The 17,907-nt window shown below is 61.6% G+C and carries 19 protein-coding genes and 1 tRNA gene; 10 read left to right on the top strand and 10 right to left on the bottom strand.

From position 1 onward, the window contains the following. Nucleotides 1–40: 40 nt before the first annotated feature. Entirely contained in the window at nucleotides 41–796 is a 756-nt protein-coding gene (locus I3J13_RS11910; protein WP_196378922.1) for an SDR family oxidoreductase, read from the bottom strand. A 220-nt stretch (nucleotides 797–1,016) separates the two neighbouring features. On the opposite strand from I3J13_RS11910, the gene I3J13_RS11915 reads away from it, so the two are divergent. The 7 genes from I3J13_RS11915 to cydX all read left to right on the top strand — a co-directional run bounded on the left by I3J13_RS11915 (nucleotide 1,017) and on the right by cydX (nucleotide 9,542). Continuing rightward, nucleotides 1,017–2,048, top strand: coding sequence for an L-idonate 5-dehydrogenase (locus tag I3J13_RS11915; RefSeq protein ID WP_003522159.1), 1,032 nt, complete (start codon nucleotides 1,017–1,019; stop codon nucleotides 2,046–2,048). Nucleotides 2,049–2,507: 459 nt separating this feature from the next. Then, complete coding sequence (locus I3J13_RS11920; protein WP_003522458.1) at nucleotides 2,508–3,086, top strand: GbsR/MarR family transcriptional regulator; 579 nt, start codon at nucleotides 2,508–2,510, stop codon at nucleotides 3,084–3,086. A 17-nt stretch (nucleotides 3,087–3,103) separates the two neighbouring features. Continuing rightward, nucleotides 3,104–4,900 carry a thiol reductant ABC exporter subunit CydD gene (gene cydD / locus I3J13_RS11925; protein WP_196378974.1) on the top strand — a complete coding sequence of 599 codons (1,797 nt, stop codon included), beginning with the start codon at nucleotides 3,104–3,106 and terminating at the stop codon, nucleotides 4,898–4,900. Continuing rightward, nucleotides 4,897–6,588, top strand: a complete 1,692-nt coding sequence (gene cydC / locus I3J13_RS11930) for a thiol reductant ABC exporter subunit CydC (protein WP_196378923.1) — start codon at nucleotides 4,897–4,899, stop codon at nucleotides 6,586–6,588. The genes cydD and cydC overlap by 4 nt, the downstream gene beginning before the upstream one ends. Nucleotides 6,589–6,655: 67 nt before the next feature. Further along, the gene (locus tag I3J13_RS11935) at nucleotides 6,656–8,233 is read left to right on the top strand and encodes a cytochrome ubiquinol oxidase subunit I (RefSeq protein WP_196378924.1); all 1,578 of its coding nucleotides are present in this window, start codon (nucleotides 6,656–6,658) and stop codon (nucleotides 8,231–8,233) included. 6 nt (nucleotides 8,234–8,239) lie between these two features. After that, nucleotides 8,240–9,397: a cytochrome d ubiquinol oxidase subunit II gene (gene cydB / locus I3J13_RS11940; RefSeq protein WP_196378925.1), complete on the top strand. Its 1,158-nt coding sequence runs from the start codon at nucleotides 8,240–8,242 to the stop codon at nucleotides 9,395–9,397. 22 nt (nucleotides 9,398–9,419) lie between these two features. Then, complete coding sequence (gene cydX, locus I3J13_RS11945) at nucleotides 9,420–9,542, top strand: cytochrome bd-I oxidase subunit CydX (protein WP_003508602.1); 123 nt, start codon at nucleotides 9,420–9,422, stop codon at nucleotides 9,540–9,542. A gap of 148 nt (nucleotides 9,543–9,690) precedes the next feature. On the opposite strand, the gene I3J13_RS11950 is transcribed toward cydX, so the two are convergent. The 7 genes from I3J13_RS11950 to I3J13_RS11980 all read right to left on the bottom strand — a co-directional run bounded on the left by I3J13_RS11950 (nucleotide 9,691) and on the right by I3J13_RS11980 (nucleotide 15,097). Next, nucleotides 9,691–9,879 (bottom strand): hypothetical protein, encoded by a 189-nt coding sequence (locus I3J13_RS11950; RefSeq protein WP_196378926.1) that lies wholly within the window; start codon nucleotides 9,877–9,879, stop codon nucleotides 9,691–9,693. A gap of 22 nt (nucleotides 9,880–9,901) precedes the next feature. Next, nucleotides 9,902–10,312 (bottom strand): DUF3597 domain-containing protein, encoded by a 411-nt coding sequence (locus tag I3J13_RS11955; protein WP_059756941.1) that lies wholly within the window; start codon nucleotides 10,310–10,312, stop codon nucleotides 9,902–9,904. A 12-nt stretch (nucleotides 10,313–10,324) separates the two neighbouring features. Then, nucleotides 10,325–10,576 (bottom strand): GlsB/YeaQ/YmgE family stress response membrane protein, encoded by a 252-nt coding sequence (locus I3J13_RS11960; RefSeq protein WP_003522465.1) that lies wholly within the window; start codon nucleotides 10,574–10,576, stop codon nucleotides 10,325–10,327. Nucleotides 10,577–10,726: 150 nt separating this feature from the next. Beyond that, nucleotides 10,727–11,584 carry a carboxylating nicotinate-nucleotide diphosphorylase gene (nadC, locus tag I3J13_RS11965; RefSeq protein ID WP_196378927.1) on the bottom strand — a complete coding sequence of 286 codons (858 nt, stop codon included), beginning with the start codon at nucleotides 11,582–11,584 and terminating at the stop codon, nucleotides 10,727–10,729. A gap of 1 nt (nucleotide 11,585) precedes the next feature. Continuing rightward, nucleotides 11,586–13,157, bottom strand: a complete 1,572-nt coding sequence (locus I3J13_RS11970) for an L-aspartate oxidase (protein WP_196378928.1) — start codon at nucleotides 13,155–13,157, stop codon at nucleotides 11,586–11,588. After that, nucleotides 13,154–14,125: a quinolinate synthase NadA gene (gene nadA / locus I3J13_RS11975; protein ID WP_059756932.1), complete on the bottom strand. Its 972-nt coding sequence runs from the start codon at nucleotides 14,123–14,125 to the stop codon at nucleotides 13,154–13,156. The genes I3J13_RS11970 and nadA overlap by 4 nt, the downstream gene beginning before the upstream one ends. 69 nt (nucleotides 14,126–14,194) lie before the next feature. Further along, the gene (locus I3J13_RS11980; protein WP_003522469.1) at nucleotides 14,195–15,097 is read right to left on the bottom strand and encodes an NUDIX hydrolase; all 903 of its coding nucleotides are present in this window, start codon (nucleotides 15,095–15,097) and stop codon (nucleotides 14,195–14,197) included. A 206-nt stretch (nucleotides 15,098–15,303) separates the two neighbouring features. Here I3J13_RS11980 and I3J13_RS11985 point away from each other — a divergent pair, with 206 nt between their 5' ends. Continuing rightward, complete coding sequence (locus tag I3J13_RS11985; RefSeq protein ID WP_059756929.1) at nucleotides 15,304–15,678, top strand: PAS domain-containing protein; 375 nt, start codon at nucleotides 15,304–15,306, stop codon at nucleotides 15,676–15,678. Between the two features lie 73 nt (nucleotides 15,679–15,751). Further along, nucleotides 15,752–16,252 (top strand): thermonuclease family protein, encoded by a 501-nt coding sequence (locus tag I3J13_RS11990; protein WP_196378929.1) that lies wholly within the window; start codon nucleotides 15,752–15,754, stop codon nucleotides 16,250–16,252. 67 nt (nucleotides 16,253–16,319) lie between these two features. Here I3J13_RS11990 and I3J13_RS11995 read toward each other — a convergent pair. Beyond that, a tRNA-Ala gene (locus I3J13_RS11995) sits at nucleotides 16,320–16,395 on the bottom strand. 152 nt (nucleotides 16,396–16,547) lie between these two features. After that, nucleotides 16,548–16,934: a TIGR02300 family protein gene (locus tag I3J13_RS12000; protein WP_003522472.1), complete on the bottom strand. Its 387-nt coding sequence runs from the start codon at nucleotides 16,932–16,934 to the stop codon at nucleotides 16,548–16,550. Between the two features lie 199 nt (nucleotides 16,935–17,133). Between I3J13_RS12000 and cmk the strand changes: the two genes are divergently transcribed. Next, on the top strand, nucleotides 17,134–17,793 hold the full coding sequence (cmk, locus tag I3J13_RS12005) for a (d)CMP kinase (RefSeq protein ID WP_161987950.1): 660 nt from the start codon (nucleotides 17,134–17,136) through the stop codon (nucleotides 17,791–17,793). Nucleotides 17,794–17,907 lie beyond the last annotated feature (114 nt).

Genomic DNA, 17,907 nt, shown 5'->3' on the forward strand with positions numbered 1-17,907 from the left:
CCGGATGGCGGCCGCAGCCGGCCATCCGGTTTCGGTGTTTTTAAAGCGAAGCGGTGATGCCGCCGTCGACATAGAGAATATGTCCGTTCACGAAGGACGAGGCATCGGACGACAGGAAGATGCAGGCGCCGACAAGCTCTTCGACCTTGCCCCAGCGACCGGCGGGCGTACGCTTTTCAAGCCATGCCGAGAAGGTCGCGTCCGCCACCAGGGCCGCGTTGAGCGGCGTGTCGAAATAGCCGGGTGCGATGGCGTTGCATTGCAGGCCGTATTTGGCCCAATCCGTCGCCATGCCTTTCGTCAGGTTGCCGACGGCGCCCTTGGTGGCGGTGTAGGGCGCGATGCCGGGGCGGGCAAGGGCGGTCTGAACGCTGGCGATGTTGATGATCTTGCCACGGCCGCGGCTGATCATGTGGCGCGCGGCCGCCTGTCCGGCGTGGAACACCGAGGCGATGTTGGTCTGCAGCAGGCGCTCGAAGGCATCCGCCGGAAAATCCTCGAGCGGCGTGCGATGCTGCATGCCGGCATTGTTGACCAGAATATCGATGGGACCGACTTCCGCCTCGAAACCGTCGATGGCCTTGCGCACCGCTTCATGATCGGTGGCATCGAAGGCAAGCGTTTTCGCGCCCTTGATGCCGGCGGCGGCAGCTTTCAGCTTCGCCTCGTCGCGCCCGTTCAGCACCACTTCCGCTCCCGCTTCCGCCAGCCCTTGCGCCAGCGCGAAGCCGATGCCCTGGGACGAACCCGTGATCAGGGCGCGGCGGCCGGAAAGATCGAACAATTTAAGGCCCACTGTTTCCTCCAGTCTCTCGACATTGCATTCATACAGGTTTATGTTATCGATAACATTCATCCCTTTCAGACGTGGATGTCAAGGCTTAAACGCCCGGTTTCGGTACGGATCGGGCGGGTGGGGAGGCGGCACGACGTGCAAATGCGCGGCAGGCGGCGGTGACAGGGATGCGGATTATTTTGTCGCGCCGCTCAAGCGCGATGTCGAACGGGAGATATTTATGAGAGCGATTGTTGCCCATGGGGCAAAGGATGTGCGCATCGAGGAGCGGCCCGAGGAAGCGCCTGGGCCGGGAGAAGTGCGGCTTCGTCTGGTCCGGGGCGGAATTTGCGGCAGCGATCTGCATTATTACAACCATGGCGGCTTCGGCGCGGTACGGCTTCGTGAACCCATGGTGCTCGGCCATGAAGTCTCCGCCGTCATCGAAGAACTGGGCGAGGGCGTGGAAGGGCTGAAGGTCGGCGGTCTGGTTGCCGTTTCGCCGTCCCGCCCATGCCGAACCTGCCGCTTCTGCCAGGAAGGCCTGCACAACCAGTGCCTCAACATGCGCTTTTATGGCAGCGCCATGCCTTTCCCGCATATTCAGGGCGCTTTCCGTGAGGTTCTGGTGGCCGACGCCCTGCAATGCGTGCCGGCCGATGGCCTGAGCGCCGGTGAGGCGGCCATGGCGGAGCCGCTGGCGGTAACGCTGCATGCCACGCGCCGCGCCGGCGATTTGCTGGGGAAACGCGTGCTCGTCACCGGTTGCGGCCCGATCGGCATCCTCTCCATTCTGGCGGCACGTCGGGCCGGCGCAGCTGAGATCGTCGCGACCGATCTTTCCGATTTCACGCTTGCCAAGGCGCGTGAGGCGGGTGCGGATCGTGTCATCAACAGCAAGGATGAGCCCGACGCACTTGCCGCCTATGGCGCGAACAAGGGAACCTTCGATGTTCTCTATGAATGCTCTGGCGCCGCCGTGGCGCTTGCCGGCGGTATTGCCGCGCTTCGTCCGCGCGGCATCATCGTCCAGCTCGGCCTTGGCGGCGATATGAGCCTGCCGATGATGGCGATCACCGCCAAGGAACTGGATCTGCGCGGCTCTTTCCGCTTCCACGAGGAATTCGCCACCGGGGTCGAATTGATGCGCAAGGGCCTGATCGACGTCAAGCCGTTCATCACCCAGACCGTCGATCTCGCCGACGCCATCTCGGCCTTCGAATTCGCCTCGGACCGCAGCCGTGCGATGAAGGTGCAGATCGCTTTTTCGTAAGCAAGGTTTCTACGCGCGAATGCGCCGACGTTTCGATTGGCGGCGGGTCATCCCGCCGCCGATTTTTTTCGGCGGGTTCTTGCCCGTGGAGACTCGTGAAGATGTTATCGATATCATAAACTGTTTAGGTACGTCATTCCGGCCTTGAGCCGGAATCTAGCCGACGCGCGTCTGCGCGGCGAGAGAGTCCTTTCAACCCAAGGACTTGGGCTGGCTGGATTCCGGCTCAAGGCCGGAATGACGGAGGAAGAGCGACAGGCCCAGCAAACGCCCGGCCCGTCATAAAGCCCTAACACGACCGCCGCATATTTTGCCCCGTGCTGTACCCACGACCGTCTTTACCGGCGTCGTCTCTGCCCATTTGCACATTTTGACGCAGGTCAAAAAGGTGATTTGCCGCTCGTCGTTTTTTGCGTTATCGAAATTTCAGAAATTACTGAAAATTCAGGAAACGTAAAAATGCCGACCAGCCTGTCCCCGCTCGTTCAGTCCTTCGTGCTGCATTTCGGTGAGATGGGCAGCCGCTGGGGCATCAACCGCACCGTCGGCCAAGTCTATGCTTTGCTTTATATTTCGCCGCAGCCGTTGTGTGCGGACGAGATTGTGGAGGCGCTCGGCATTTCCCGTTCCAACGTGTCGATGAGCCTGAAGGAGTTGCAGGCGTGGAACCTTGCAATTCTCAAGCATTTTCCCGGCGACCGGCGCGATTTTTTCACGACGCCTGACGATGTCTGGCAAATTCTCCGCACCCTTGCCGAAGAGCGCAAGAAGCGCGAGATCGATCCCACGCTCAGCGTGCTGCGCGAAATTCTGATGGAGACGCCGGAAAACGAAGATGAGCGGCATGCGCAAAAGCGCATCGACGAGATGAAGACGCTGATCGAGCAGCTGACCGGCTGGTATGACGATGTGAAGCGGCTGGAGACGGAAAGGCTGGCTTCGCTTCTGGCGCTCGGTTCGAAGGTCACGAAGCTTCTGGAGGCCAAGGACAAGATCGTCTCCCTCGCCAGACCCCGTGGCGCTAAGAAGGACGGGTGAGGAGATCGGCCGTGAGCATGTCCGTGGAAATACGCCAGGGGACCAATGGTGACGGGTCAGTCTGTCCCGCTCCGGTTGGAGTCTCGCCCGACGCGACGCGGCGGCGCTTCTTCAGCAAGGCCAATCGCAAAACCTCTCGCGACAGAGCGGCCGGGCGGGCGAAAATGACAGGCGCGCCGGCGGTTGGGAGATCCGTTGCCTTGCTGCATGTGCTGGCGGCTTTGCTCTGGCTGCCGCAGGCAGGTTTGCTTGCCTTTTCAGTCGGAAGAATTGCCGATGGCGCGCCGATGATGGCGATCGTGCCGGCTGCGGCCGCGGTTCTCATCCTCGGCCTCATCAAGGCATGGCTGGAAAAGATCGCGGCGCGGCTGTCGTTTCGCGCTGCCCGTACCGTGCTGTCGCAGCGGCGGCTGGAAGCGCTGCAGGCCGTGGCGAAGGTTTCCCCGCTCGATCTGTCGCGCACCGCCTCCGGTGAGGCGGCAGGCGTCGTGGCCGAGGCGGCGGAAGCGCTGGTGCCCTATCTTTCCCGCTTCCAGCCAGCGCGGATGAAGGCGACCATCGTGCCGCTGGTTTTCGTGCTGGCGATCCTGCCCTTTACCTGGATTGCGGCGCTGGTGCTGTTGCTCGCCATGCCAACCATCCCGCTTTTCATGGCGCTCATCGGCTGGCAGGCCAAGGCCGCCAGCGAAAAGCAGCTTGCCGAGACGGGCAATATGAATGCCTTCCTGCTCGACCGCCTACGCGGGCTGGAAACGATCCGCACGCTTAAAGCCGTCGATCTGACGGCGGAGCGTCTCAGCGCCGATGCGCAAAACCTCAAGAAGCGGACGATGGCGTTGCTCAGGATCGCTTTTCTCTCCTCGGCGGTGTTGGAGCTTTTCGCAGCGCTCGGCGTTGCCATGACCGCCGTCTATATCGGTTTTCATCTGCTCGGTTTTCTGGATTTCGGCGCCTGGGGTCACAAGCTGACGCTTGCCGAAGGTCTTTTCATCCTGCTGCTGGCGCCGGCCTTTTTCGAGCCGCTGCGGGAACTCTCCGCCGTCTGGCACGACCGCGCCGCCGGTGAAGCAGCACTTGATGCGCTCGGCAAATTGACGGCCGGCGGTGCGGCCATCGCCGGCGAGGGCGCGGATGTGGCGTCTGTCCCATCCCCGACGCCCGGTCTGCTGGAGATCGACAATCTCTCCTTCGCTTATCCGAATGCTCCACCTGTCATCCAAAATCTCAACCTGACGGTTCAGCAGGGTGAGCGCGTTGCGATTCTTGGGCCTTCCGGTTGTGGCAAATCCACTGTACTCTCCTTGATTGCCGGGTTGGCCGAGGCTGGAGAGGGCTCGATCAGGATCGGCGGCGTCAAGCTCGATAATGCGACGGCGGATGGGCTGCGCAGGACGATCGGCTGGGTCAGCCAGAAGCCGTTCTTTTTTGCCGGTTCGCTGAAGGCGAATATTCGCTTCGGCCGTTCGGTTGTCAGTGACGGTATGGTGGAAGAGACGCTGCGCCGCACCGGGCTCGATGGCTTGTCGCAGGCGCGCCGGAATCTGCAGATCGGCGATGGCGGATATGGAATCTCGGGCGGGGAGGCGGTGCGGCTTGCCATTGCGCGTGCTTTCGCAGACCCCGCAACGCAGCTTGTTCTGGCCGATGAGCCGACAGCCCATCTCGACCGGGAAACGGCTGCTCTCGTCACGGATAACCTGCTGCAACTGGCAAATGGCAGGACATTGATCGTCGCGACCCATGATCCGGTGCTTGCGGCGCGCATGGACAGGATCGTGGATATGACGGCGATCCATTCGAGGGGGCAGCCATGATCGCGCGTTTTGCGATATTGAAACCCATTATCGGCCTGTTCTGGTCGGCACGGCGCGGCATGCTGCTGGCGGGCGCTGTTCTGGCGGTGACAACGGTGCTGGCGGGCATCGGCCTTCTCGGCGTTTCCGGCTGGTTCATCACCGCAACGGCGATTGCCGGTCTTCTGCCGGCAACGACCTATGCTTTCGATGTCTTTGCGCCTTCGGCCGCCATTCGTCTTCTGGCGCTGGCGCGCACCGCCGCCCGTTACGGCGAACGCATGACGACCCATGACGCCACGCTTTCCGTGCTCGCGGCACTTCGGGAAAAGCTGTTTCGCGGGTTTGCCGCGCCGCAGGCCGCGAAATCCCTGGAGGCGAGGCCTGCGCGCCTGCTGAACCGGCTGACGGCGGATATCGATGCGCTGGATTCGCTCTATCTGCGCGTGCTGGTTCCCGCCGCCGTGGCGGTCCTTGCTGCAATCGCGACAGGCCTCGGGCTTGCTTTTCTCCATCCTCTGGCGGGCATTCTGACGGCGGTTTTCCTCATCGCGGCGGGGCTTGGAATTTCGGTTCGCGCCGCCTTGCAGGCGGAAACATTCTCGCGCCGCCGGGCAATCGGGCTGGAAGCCCTTCGCGCCCGCACGGCCGATCTCGTGAGCGGGCAGACGGAGCTCTTGACCACCGGCCGCCTTTCCGCGCAGGTCGTGGCGGTGAAACGGGCGGATGATTACCTCTCTGCCTGCGATGATACCCTGAACCGTATCGAAACCAGTGCCGGTTTTTCCTTCGGGGTTTCCGCGGCCGTTCTTTTGAGTGCAGCCCTTCTCGGCATGGCCTGGCTTGCGGAACAGGGGGCGGTGAGCGCGCCGGCCGCAGCACTCGGGCTGCTCGTCTGTTTTGCCGCGCTGGAGCCTTTCACGGCGTTGCGTCGTGGGGCGATGGAGCTTGGGCGCACATTGTTTTCCGCAAGGCGCATCGCGCCGCGTCTTTCGGCAACGTCTGAAGGCCGCTGTCCCGTCTCGCCGGTCGACGGCATGGCGGCAGAGCTCAAAAATGTGCGTCTGGAGCGGGACGGGAACGACAATCCGATCCTGACGAATATCAACCTTGCAATCGCCTCCGGGGAACGGGTTGCCATCATCGGCCAGAGCGGTGCGGGCAAGACAAGCCTCATCCAGCTTCTGGCGGGTGAATTGCGGCCGGCTGCGGGCACGGTCAACGCCCTGCCGTCTACCCTGATGACGCAGCGAAGCCAGCTTTTCCGCGACAGCATCGCCGACAATCTGCGGCTGGCGAAACCCACCGCAACCGGGGCCGAGTTATGGGACGCGCTCGAGGCGGCGGGCCTTGCCGAACACGTCAAATCTTTGCCGACCGGGCTGGAGACAAGGCTTGGCGAGGCGGGCCAGGGGCTTTCCGGCGGCCAGTCGCGCCGGCTGGCGCTCGCCCGTTTCCTGCTCGCCGACCGGCCGCTCTGGCTTCTCGACGAGGTGACGGAAGGGCTGGATGGCGAGACCGCCCGCGACGTGCTCACCCGGCTGTTTGCGAGGGCGCAGGAAAAGACTGTCGTGATGATCACCCATAATCGCCGCGAGGCGGAATTTGCCGATCGCATCATCGTGCTGAAAGAGGGGCATCAATTTGATGAATGTCAAAGCGGCACCCCGGAATACGGCGTAGTGCTGGAGACACTGCGCCCGGACTGAGATTTTTTGAGAGCCGGCGTCGTCTTGAAAATGGAAGGCCGGCCTTCCGGAAAAGGTGGATAGGACTATGGAACTCGACATAGTGGCGCTGTCGCGCCTGCAATTTGCAGTGACGGCTTTATATCACTTTCTGTTCGTTCCCCTGACGATCGGACTATCGGTGGTGATCGCCATCATGGAAACGGTCTATGTCATGACCGGCCGCACGGTCTGGCGGCAGATGACGAAATTCTGGGGCACGTTGTTCGGCATCAACTTCGTGCTCGGCGTTTCCACCGGCATCGTCATGGAATTCCAGTTCGGCATGAACTGGAGTTATTACAGCCATTATGTCGGCGATATTTTCGGTGCGCCGCTGGCCATCGAGGGCATGATGGCCTTCTTCCTGGAAGCCACCTTCGTCGGCCTGTTCTTCTTCGGCTGGGACAAGCTGTCTAAACTCGGCCATCTCGTTGCGACATGGTGCGTGGCGCTCGGTTCGAATTTTTCGGCGCTGTGGATATTGATCGCCAATGGCTGGATGCAGAACCCGACGGGATCGGCCTTCAATCCCCAGACCATGCGCATGGAAGTGACCGACTTCTTCGAGGTCCTGTTCAACCCGGTTGCGCAGGCGAAGTTCGTCCACACGGTTTCCGCGGGCTATGTCACGGCCTCCATCTTCGTGCTCGGCGTTTCGGCTTGGTATGTGCTGAAAGGCCGTCATGTCGATCTCGCCAAGCGCTCGATGACGGTCGCCGCCTCCTTCGGTCTGGCGTCCGCGCTGTCGGTCGTCGTGCTGGGTGATGAAAGCGGCTATCTCTCCACCGAACACCAGAAGATGAAACTCGCCTCCATCGAGGCCATGTGGGAAACCGAGCCGGCCCCGGCCCCTTTCACGGCCATCGGTTTTCCCGATCAGGAAGCGCGCGAAACGCATTTCGCCGTGAAGATCCCGTGGGTGATGGGCCTCATCGGCACCCGCTCGCTCGACACGCAAATTCCGGGCATCAACGATCTGGTGGAGCAGGCCAAGACCCGCATCCGCGACGGTATCAAGGCCTATGACGCGTTGATGCAGATACGCGCCACCGGCAAGGGCGCGGAGTTGCCGGAAGAGGTGCGCGGCACCTTTGCCGAACTCGGCCATGAGCTCGGTTATGCCCTGCTGCTGAAACGATATGTCGACGATCCGCGCCAGGCGAATGAAGAGCAGATCGCCAGGGCGGCGGCGGATACCATTCCGCATGTTCCGACCCTGTTCTGGGCGTTCCGCATCATGGTCGGCCTTGGCATCTTCTTCATCCTGCTGACGGCGACGTTCTTTTATCTTTCGGCCCGCCGCCGTCTGGATCATTATCCGTTGCTGCTGAAAGTGGCGGTCTTCGCCATTCCCCTGCCGTGGATCGCTGCGGAAATGGGCTGGGTGGTGGCCGAATTCGGCCGTCAGCCATGGATCATCGAGGGCGTGCTGCCCACGGCGGCGGCCGTCTCCAGCCTCAGCGCCTCCACGGTCCTCATCACGCTCCTGTGTTTCATCGCCATCTACACGGTGCTGTTCATCGTCGAAATGGGGCTGATGCTGAAGGCGATCCGCAAGGGGCCTGAGCCGGACCATGAGCCGGAAGCGCCGCTCGTTCCTGAAAAACTCGTCGCTGCGGAGTAAACGATCATGATATTGCACCAACTCATCGACTACGAAATCCTCCGCGTCATCTGGTGGCTGCTGCTCGGCGTGGTGCTGATCGGTTTTGCCGTGACCGGCGGTTTCGATCTCGGCACCGGCGCGCTGCTGCCCTTCGTGGCGAAAACGGACATTGAGCGGCGTGTCGTCATCAATTCCATCGGCCCCGTCTGGGAAGGCAATCAGGTCTGGCTCATCCTTGGCGGCGGCGCGATCTTCGCCGCCTGGCCGCCGCTTTATGCGGTGTCGTTTTCAGGGTTTTACCTGGCGATGTTCGCCACCCTGTTTGCGCTGATCCTGCGGCCGGTCGGTTTCAAATATCGCTCCAAGCGTGAAAGCGCCGCCTGGCGCACCGGCTGGGACTGGGCGCTCTTCATCGGCGGCTTCGTTCCCGCGCTGATCTTCGGTGTGGCCATCGGCAATGTGCTGCAGGGCGTTCCCTTCCACCTCAATGACGACCTCAGAATTTTCTATGACGGCACGACGCTGTTCGAGCTTCTGAACCCCTACGCCATCCTCTGCGGTCTCGTTTCCGTCGCCATGCTCATCATGCACGGGGCGGCATGGCTGGTGCTGAAGACGGATGGTCCGGTCGCGGCCCGCGCGCGCGGTTTCGGCAGCATTGCGGCGCTTGCCACCACCGTTCTTTTTGCGCTCGGCGGCGTCTTTCTGTGGCTCGGTGTCGATGGCTATCGCTTCACCTCGGAGGTCGTGACCGACGGTCCGTCCAATCCGCTGTCGAAGACGGTGGAGGTTGCGGGCGGTGTCTGGTTTGCCAATTATGCGGCGCATCCCTGGATGATGCTGGCGCCGGCGCTCGGTCTTGTCTTCCCGCTCGTCGCTTTCGTCTTGTTCCGGGCCCGCAGGGAAGTGCTGGCGCTGCTTTCCAGCTCGCTTGCCATTTTCGGCATCATCGCAACGGTGGGGCTGACGATGTTTCCCTTCATCCTGCCGTCTTCGGTCGATCCGAAATCGAGCCTGACGGTCTGGGATGCATCTTCCAGCCATATGACGCTGTTCATCATGCTGGTCGTCGCCCTCATCTTCATCCCGATCATCGTCGCCTATACGTCATGGGTCTATCGCGTGCTGTGGGGCAAGGTGGATGAAAAGGCGATCCGCGACGACAGCGGTCATGCTTATTGATTGAGAAAGAAGGAGATCGAACATGTGGTATTTCGCCTGGCTGCTCGGCCTGCCTCTTGCCGCCATCTTCGCCGTCATGAACGCCATGTGGTATGAGTTGATGGAAGAAAACGCGAAAAAGGCCGAAGCGAAGCTGGATAAATAGGGCCTCGGCGGAAGCCTCTCCTCCGTCATGCCGGATCTGGTCGGGGGTGACGGAGTGCGGATGATGCAACTCCGCCAAATATAAAAGGGCGGCATCCGGTTGGGATGCCGTCCTTTTGGGTACACAGCCGTGCCTGCGACGCGCGACGTCAGTGGATCGCGATGCCGCGCTTGTCCGCTTCTTCCTTGATGATGTCTTCGACGATGGCTCTCTTGAGATTTGGATTTCCCAGAAGATAGTCGTCGGCGATCTCGAAGATCGATTTCGGATTCTCGGTCCTGTGCAGGGTGTCGAGGTCCTGGCCGATCTGCTCTCGAAGGCTGTAATAGTCGTCCATCGCGGCGCTCCCGTTTATCGGTTCAATCCAGAAGGTCGGCCGGAACCTTGCCGCCATTTTCGGACAGTTTCTTGATGACGGCCTTGTGCAGCCAGATGTTCATGGTCGCCGAATCCGAAGTATCGCCGGTATAGCCGAGTTCACCGGCCAGCTCCTTTCGGGCGCTGAGGCTGCTGTCCAGATTGAGCGCTTTCAGAAGGTCGACGATCGAATGTTTCCAGTCGAGTTTCTGGCCATTCTGCTTGACCGCCGCATCGAGGATCGAAGCGACGTCGACATTGCCGGCGGGGGCCGGAGCCGCGGCTGTCGGCGCCGGTGCTGCCGGTGCGGCCGGGCTTGCCGTGGCTGCCGGCGTGCCGGCCGGAGCCGAAGTCTGCGGTGCGGCCTCGGCCTTGCCGAAAATAGCGTTCTTGATCTTGTCGAAAAAGCTCATGGTGTCCTCCCCTTAGCGGCGAAATGCCCGCCCGACGGCGATGAGAATGCAGGCGCCGATGAAACCGGCGATGAGATAGCCAATCCAGCCTCCGAGCGAAATGCCCACGAGCCCCAGAAGGAAATTGGCGACGATGGCGCCGACAATGCCGAGGATAATGTTCATGAAAAGACCCATATTGCTTTTCATGAACTGTTCGGCGAGCCAACCGGCTACGCCGCCGATGATGATTGCTGCAATCCAGCCAACTTGTGCGTCTTCCATAACAAGCCTTTCCTTTGTGAGAGAGGTCCGCAGGCATATGGACAGGCTTTTGCGCGCACTGATCCCCCCGCCTTGAATAGACCTCAGGCGGAGCAATAACGGCGATATGGGCGATTGGTTCCGTGCGGCGAACTATGCGCCGCATATTCTTTAGCTCTGGCTTTGAAAGTCGAGGCCGATATCGAGAACCGGCGCGCTGTGGGTCAGCCAGCCGACGGAGATGAGATCGATGCCGGTTGCGGCGATGGCTGCGGCCGTCTGCGGATTGATGCGGCCGGACGCTTCGGTAATGGCGCGACCGGCGACGATCCCCACCGCCTCGCGTAGCTGTTCGGGTGTCATATTGTCGAGAAGAACCGCATCGACGCCCTCATCCATGACCTCGCGCAACTGCGCAAGCGTATCGACCTCCACCTCGATCTTGACGAGATGCCCCACGCCCTGCCGGGCGCGGTGGATGGCGTCGCGCACGCCGCCCGCTACCGCGATATGGTTGTCCTTGATGAGAACGGCGTCATAAAGCGCAAACCGGTGGTTCATGCCGCCGCCGGCGCGCACGGCATATTTTTCCAGCGCTCTCAGCCCCGGCGTCGTCTTGCGGGTGCAGGCGACCGAGGCCTTGGTGCCGGCAATGGCGGCAGCGATTTTTGCGGTGACGGAAGCGATGCCCGACAGGTGGCCGAGAAAATTCAGCGCCGTGCGCTCCGCCGTCAGAAGGCCGCGCGAGGGGCCTTCGATCGTTGCGATGATATCGCCGGGCGCCACGGCGGCCCCATCCTGCACATGCCGTTTCATCACGATGGCCGGATCCACGAGCTGGAAAGCCAGTTCCGCCGCGTCGAGACCGGCAATAACGCCCGGTTCGCGCGCGGCCATGACGACGACCGAGCGATGATCGGCGGGAATGACGGCGGCGGACGTGATGTCGCCCGCCAGTCCAAGGTCTTCCAGAAGAGCGTTGCGCACGAGCGGTTCGATGATGAGGCGTGGCAAGGGTGAAAGGGTCATGTCAGGCGCTCCGCGCAAGGCTGGCCGAAGAATGGCTGGAAGAGGAGAATTCATGGGCGATGGTGAGGACGTCGCTGAGGTTCAGCCTGCGCCTCGTGGCCGTTGTATGTTTTTCAGGGAAATCGTCACGGAAATGCGCGCCGCGCGATTCCGTGCGCAGCGCCGCAAAGACGGCGATGGCCAGCGCGACAAGGGCAGGATCGGATGCCGGGCCGCTCCGCTCAGCCAGTGGCAGAAGATCGCGGATCGCGCCCGTCAGCCCTTCCGCATGTCTTACGATGCCGAGATGGCGGGAAACGATGGGCCGGACGGGGGAGAGGTCGGCTGCCGGGAAATCGGGCACTGGAAGTGCCGCGATATCCGCTGCCTGTTTTCCCACATATGCCGGCCTGCCGGCAATGTCTTGCGCCGCGCGCATGCCCATGGCCGCCGCTTCCAGCAGGGAATTGCTGGCAAGCCGGTTCGCGCCATGCAGACCCGTGCAGGCGGTTTCGCCGGCAACCCACAGGCCCGGCACCGTGCTTCGGCCTTTACCATCGGTGGCGACGCCGCCCATATGGTAATGCACCGCCGGGCGCACCGGAACAAGCTCACGGGCGGGGTCTATCCCGGCTTCGCGGCAGAGCAGGTCGATCGAGGGGAAGCGGGCGGAAAAGCCGGAGCCGAGCGCCTTGCGGGCATCGAGAAAGACCTTGCCGCCACGCAATATTTCGCGGTCGATGGCGCGGGCGACAATATCGCGGGAGGCGAGTTCCGCACCCGGAACGGCAGCCATGAAACGTTCGCCGTTTTCGTTGAGAAGCAGCGCGCCTTCGCCCCGCACCGCTTCGCTCACCAGCGCCAGCGGCCGTCTGGGCGAGGAAAGCGCCGTTGGGTGGAATTGCACGAATTCCATATCGGCGAGGATGGCGCCGGCGCGGGCGGCGAGCATGATGCCCTGCCCGAAATTGCCTGAGGGATTGGTCGTCGCCTCATAAAGCCCGCCGAGGCCGCCGGTGGCGAGAACAATCTGATTTGCCGGCAAAGTGAAGCAGCCTTTTGGCCCGATGCAGGCGAGGCCGGCGATGACACCGTCTTCCGTCAGCAGGCGGCGAACCTCCGTGCCTTCCAGAACGGTTATAGAGGGCGTGCGAAGAACGGCGGCGGCGAGAGCCCTGACGATGGCCGCGCCCGACCCGTCGCCTTCGGCATGCAGGATGCGCCTTCTGCCATGGGCGGCCTCCAGCCCGAAAACGAGCCTGCCCTCGGCATCCCGGTCGAAGCGCACCCCGGCCCGCTCCAGCGCCTCGATGACGGCGGGAGCGGCGGAAACGATCTCTGCGGCCATTTCCGCGTCGCAGAGGCCGTCGCCAGCGGCGAGCGTATCGGCAAGATGCAGCGCGGCGCTATCGTCCGGCCCGAGGCTGGCGGCAATGCCGCCCTGCGCCCAGGCGCTGGAGGTCTCGCCGCCGAGAACGCCGCGTGTCAGAAGCAGTACGGGCTGCGGCGCGAGCGTCAGCGCTGCCATCAGGCCCGCAATGCCGCTGCCGACAATCACCGTCCAGCCCGTATGCGACGGGAGGCGTTCGCTCATACTTCCAGCATCCTTTCCACGGCGCGGCGGGCGGCGACAGCGATGGCCGGGTCGACCGTCACTTCGTGGCGGTTTTCCTCAAGGGCCGTGCGGATATTGCCAAGCGTGATGCGCTTCATATGCGGGCAGAGATTGCAGGGGCGGATGAATTCGACATCCGGGTGATGCACGGCGACATTGTCGCTCATCGAGCATTCCGTCAAAAGCACCACGCGGGCGGGGCGCTCGCGGCCGACATAATCCGACATGACGGCGGTGGAGCCGGAAAAATCCGCAGCCTCGACGACATCGGGCGGACATTCCGGATGCGCCAGCACGGTGACGCCCGGATGGCTTTCGCGCAATTCGCGAATATCATCGGCGGTGAAAAGCTCGTGCACCTCGCAATGGCCGCGCCAGGCGATCAGTTCGACATTGGTTTCCCGCGCCACGTTCTTCGCCAGATATTCATCCGGCAACATCAGCACGCGCGGCACGCCGAGCGATTCCACCACCTGGCGGGCATTGCCGGAGGTGCAGCAGATGTCAGACGCCGCCTTCACCGCCGCAGACGTATTCACATAGGTCACGACCGGAACGCCGGGATAGGCCTTGCGCAGAAGCGCGATGTCCTCGGGCGTGATGGAATCGGCCAGCGAACAACCGGCGGCCATATCCGGAATGAGCACGGTTTTCTCCGGATTGAGCAGCTTTGCCGTCTCGGCCATGAAATGCACGCCGGCCAGAACGATGACATCCGCCTCCACTTCCATCGCCTTGCGGGCAAGGGCGAGGCTGTCGCCAACGATATCGGCGACGCCGTGGAAGATTTCCGGTGTCTGGTAATTATGGGCGAGGATGACGGCGTTGCGCTTGCGCTTCAGCTCGAGGATCGCCTCCACATCGTCCTGAAAGCCCATCCATTCGGCCTTGGGAATGACGCGGGCAACGCGGTCATAAAGGCTTGCGGCGGAAATCTGCTCGTTCACGGTGCTCTCCCATTTATACTCTTTTTGAGTATATCTAGGACAAAGACATATTCTCATTGTGAGCATATGTCAATTGCGGGAGAGCGGCAGTTTCGTTCCGGAAAGGGCGCGTTCATCGAGAACGGTCTGTCGGAAGCGGAAGAGCTTTGCCGGGCGTCCGCCGGTTTCGGTCGCCATCTCGCCGGTCTCTTCCACCAGCTGCTGCTGTTCGATCAGCCGACGGAAGTTCTGCTTGTGCAGCGTAAGCCCCGCCAGCGCCTCGATGGCGCGCTGTAGCTGCAGGAGCGTGAAGGCGTCGGCCATCAGTTCGAACACCACCGGGCGATATTTGATCTTGGCCCGCAGACGCGCGATGCCGGTGGCAAGGATGCGGCGGTGATCGGCAAACATCGGCCTGCCGAAATTGATCCGCGGTTCGCCCTGCGCCTCTTCGACCAGCCCGGCTTCATACAGCAACTCGTAACGCTGCAGGGTCAATTCCTCGTTCCAGCCGCCGCCATCGAGGCCGAAGGTGAAATCGGCCCGTAAATGGCGCTGGCTTTTGGAGGCGGGATCGGAATCCGCCCAGGCGCGCAGCCTGTCGATGATGCTGTCCAGAACTTCCGGGCGTCCCTGACGGTGATCCTCCCAGGGGAAATATTCGTACCAGCCGTGCCAGAGCGGGCGTTTGCCGCCGGAGGCTTCCTGTTCGCGAACCAGCCCGAGATAACCGATTGAGATGGTTCTGCCGCCTAAAATGTCGTTGTTGCGGTCGCGATCGGCGAAAGTATAGAGCTGTTCGAGATAACCGACGGGGTGATGGGTCTGTTCGTGAATCCATTCCCGCAAGCCGCTCTGGAGGGTTCTGTGCCCGAATTCGAACGGTCCCGACGGAAGTGCCGCACCTTCCCGAACGGTCATGACCCGCGGCTCATCCGTGGTGATGGCGGTGACGACGGCGATGAGTTCGGCATGGGCAAGCCCGATGGTCACGGCGGCTCCTCTGGTCGTTGGCGCAAGATCAATCTTCTTTGGCACAGGAAGGTTGCTTCGCCAACATGGCGGCCGAAAAGGGCTGTCGATAAGTAGTCTGACTGAAAACGGGACGCCATCAGATAAAAGGATGAATTCTTGTGGTTAGTCGTCCGTCATCTGATATGTTACAGACCCGCACGAGCATTTCAGACTGTAGAAGGCCGATGTTGGAAAACATATCTCTCGAAGAGACACTTGTGGGTTACTACACCTGGAATGTCGGGCAAAATCTGGTTTATCTGGATGCCGTGGCCGCCCGCCTGCGCGAATTTTCGCCGGAAGAAGCCGCCTGCGGCATTCCGGTCGAAGATTTCATCGCGCAGATCGAAAGCGGCTCGCGGGCGCGTGTCGCCAAGGCGGTCTATAATTCGCTGACGAATGGCGTGTTTTATGATCAGGAATACCGTATTGAGCTCAAAGTTGGCGGTTTCCGCTGGCTGCGGACAACGGGAAGAGTGATCCTGGATGGCGACCGGATCCCGATCATGGCCATGGGCACGGTGCGGGATGTCAGTGCCGGCAAGATTTTATTGATGTGATAAGCGGCGGACCTCTTCGCGAGGCGGCGGCCGATCGATTTTAAGTCGTTCATTGTTTTGATGTTGCGGTGACATGGTCCGGCAGATCGCAATTTTGCTGTTTCAGATCGTTCTGGCCATTGGCCTCGGCATAGCCGGCATCCGCATCGCCTCGCTCATCAATGGCGAGGCGACATCGGCGCCAGCAGGCCTTGCGGCCAATACGGAACTGCTGTGGACGACCTCGCCGGTGCGGGTCGATCCGCGTAGCCAAAATTACGAGCGCATTCCGACGCCTCCCGATCTCTATCCGCTGAAAATGCATGCGGACCAGCGCCTGCGCGTGATTTCCAGCAGCCGCTTCACTTTCAAGGGCAAGGAATTCCGCCTCGCCGGCGTGGAGGATGTCGAGCGCAACCGCGTCTGCACCGGCCTCGACGGCCGCCGTTACGCCTGCGGCCTCAACGCTTTCAAGGCGCTGGAGAACCGGCTGCGCGGCAGATATCTCGAATGTCGGACGGTGGAGGAAGGTGGTGCCGGCGGTTCCGTGGAGTGCCGGATCAACGGGCAGGATGTGCGGGCGCTGCTGCAATAGGCGATCAGCTTGCGAGATGCGCGAGAGCGACTGGCCGAAGAGAAGATATTTTTTGTCTGGGAAGGTTTGGTGGAGCTAAGCGGGATCGAACCGCTGACCTCTTGCATGCCATGCAAGCGCTCTCCCAGCTGAGCTATAGCCCCATAAGGGTTCCGGCATTTCTTCCGGTTCCGGGAACCGAAGCGGTTGTTGTTCCGTTCGGTGGCGGCTTACTACTGCGGCTTTCCGACGAGTGCAAGCATAAAAAACGGCCCGGCGTCATTTTTTTGTCGTCGGGCCGAATTATCAAGTAAAATCAAGCTTCTTCGTCGTCGCCCGATACGCCGATGATGCCGGACATGTCGTCGTCGTCATCTTCGTCGTCGGTTTCGAGGAAGGTGTCGTCGTCGTCATCGATTTCGACGTCATCGTCGTCGCCGAGATCGGGGATATCGTCGCCGTTGTTGTCGCCATCGGCATCTTCCAGCGAGACGAGTTCGACTTCTGTGTTTTCGGTATCGACTTCCGCCACTTCCTCTTCTTCAGCCTGCTCCATCTTGGCCTGGGCGGTGCTTTCCTCGAAGAAGGAGAGCGGCCAGGACTTGCCGGTGTAGGGAGAAACGACCGGATCGCGGTTCAGATCGTAGAACTTCTTGCCGGTATCGGGGTCTGTGCGCTTGGTACCAAGTTCCGCTTTTGCCACTGTCTAAGCCTCAAATTGTCGAATGAGTTTCGGTGTGTACGCCGTAAAACCGGCATAGACGGTAAAATTTATAGCCGGTCCCCTTAATCGTTGCGCTCTTTCGTGTCAAAGACAAACTTCGGGTGCCGCCTGCCTCGGCGCAACCCCTATGCGGGGATGCTGATATAAATAGGAAGGCGTTGCGCACTCTATTATATGAATGACGAATGCACAGGCGGAAAGCTTCATGACCTTCACGATCGCCATAGACGGGCCGGCTGCGGCGGGCAAAGGAACCCTGTCGCGCAGGATTGCCGAGACCTATGGTTTCCACCATCTCGATACCGGGCTGACCTACAGGGCGACCGCCAAGGCGCTTCTGGATGCCGGCCTGCCGCTCGATGACGAAGCCGTGGCTGAGAAGATCGCGCTGGAAGTCGATCTTGCAGGGCTCGATCGCGCCGTTCTTTCCCGGCACGATATCGGCGAGGCCGCATCCAAAATCGCCGTGATGACGCCGGTGAGGCGTGCGCTCGTGAAGGCGCAGCAGCGTTTTGCCGCAAAGGAACCGGGCACGGTGCTTGACGGCCGTGACATCGGCACGGTGGTGTGCCCGCAGGCGCCGGTGAAGCTCTACGTCACGGCCTCTGCGGACGTGCGGGCGCGACGCCGTTACGATGAAATTCTGGCCAATGGCGGCAGCGGCGATTATGATGCAATTTTCGCTGAAGTGAAAAAACGCGACGAGCGCGACATGGGCCGCGCCGACAGCCCGTTGAAGCCGGCTGAAGACGCGCACTTGCTAGATACGTCGGAAATGAGTATAGAGGCGGCGTTTCAGGCCGCGCGGACGATCATCGACGCCGCCCTGAAGAGATAGGTTTCTCGCGGAACGGCTTCCTGCCGTCTGCGTTTAGTCCGGAATTGCCCGAAGACATGTCCTTGCGCCGGAAAGCCTTTTAAAAGGCGGGCATGGGGTCGGGTATCAACAACA

The sequence above is a fragment of the Agrobacterium leguminum genome, assembly GCF_015704895.1.
Taxonomy (GTDB): domain Bacteria; phylum Pseudomonadota; class Alphaproteobacteria; order Rhizobiales; family Rhizobiaceae; genus Agrobacterium; species Agrobacterium leguminum.

What these genes read in the sequence shown, in the direction of transcription:
- I3J13_RS11915 (WP_003522159.1), top strand. Translation starts at nt 1,017, where the DNA reads ATGAGAGCGATTGTTGCCCATGGGGCAAAGGATGTGCGCATCGAGGAG.
- I3J13_RS11920 (WP_003522458.1), top strand. Translation starts at nt 2,508, where the DNA reads ATGCCGACCAGCCTGTCCCCGCTCGTTCAGTCCTTCGTGCTGCATTTC.
- cydD (WP_196378974.1), top strand. Translation starts at nt 3,104, where the DNA reads ATGTCCGTGGAAATACGCCAGGGGACCAATGGTGACGGGTCAGTCTGT.
- cydC (WP_196378923.1), top strand. Translation starts at nt 4,897, where the DNA reads ATGATCGCGCGTTTTGCGATATTGAAACCCATTATCGGCCTGTTCTGG.
- I3J13_RS11935 (WP_196378924.1), top strand. Translation starts at nt 6,656, where the DNA reads ATGGAACTCGACATAGTGGCGCTGTCGCGCCTGCAATTTGCAGTGACG.
- cydB (WP_196378925.1), top strand. Translation starts at nt 8,240, where the DNA reads ATGATATTGCACCAACTCATCGACTACGAAATCCTCCGCGTCATCTGG.
- cydX (WP_003508602.1), top strand. Translation starts at nt 9,420, where the DNA reads ATGTGGTATTTCGCCTGGCTGCTCGGCCTGCCTCTTGCCGCCATCTTC.
- I3J13_RS11950 (WP_196378926.1), bottom strand. Translation starts at nt 9,879, where the DNA reads ATGGACGACTATTACAGCCTTCGAGAGCAGATCGGCCAGGACCTCGAC.
- I3J13_RS11955 (WP_059756941.1), bottom strand. Translation starts at nt 10,312, where the DNA reads ATGAGCTTTTTCGACAAGATCAAGAACGCTATTTTCGGCAAGGCCGAG.
- I3J13_RS11960 (WP_003522465.1), bottom strand. Translation starts at nt 10,576, where the DNA reads ATGGAAGACGCACAAGTTGGCTGGATTGCAGCAATCATCATCGGCGGC.
- nadC (WP_196378927.1), bottom strand. Translation starts at nt 11,584, where the DNA reads ATGACCCTTTCACCCTTGCCACGCCTCATCATCGAACCGCTCGTGCGC.
- I3J13_RS11970 (WP_196378928.1), bottom strand. Translation starts at nt 13,157, where the DNA reads ATGAGCGAACGCCTCCCGTCGCATACGGGCTGGACGGTGATTGTCGGC.
- I3J13_RS11985 (WP_059756929.1), top strand. Translation starts at nt 15,304, where the DNA reads ATGTTGGAAAACATATCTCTCGAAGAGACACTTGTGGGTTACTACACC.
- I3J13_RS11990 (WP_196378929.1), top strand. Translation starts at nt 15,752, where the DNA reads ATGGTCCGGCAGATCGCAATTTTGCTGTTTCAGATCGTTCTGGCCATT.
- cmk (WP_161987950.1), top strand. Translation starts at nt 17,134, where the DNA reads ATGACGAATGCACAGGCGGAAAGCTTCATGACCTTCACGATCGCCATA.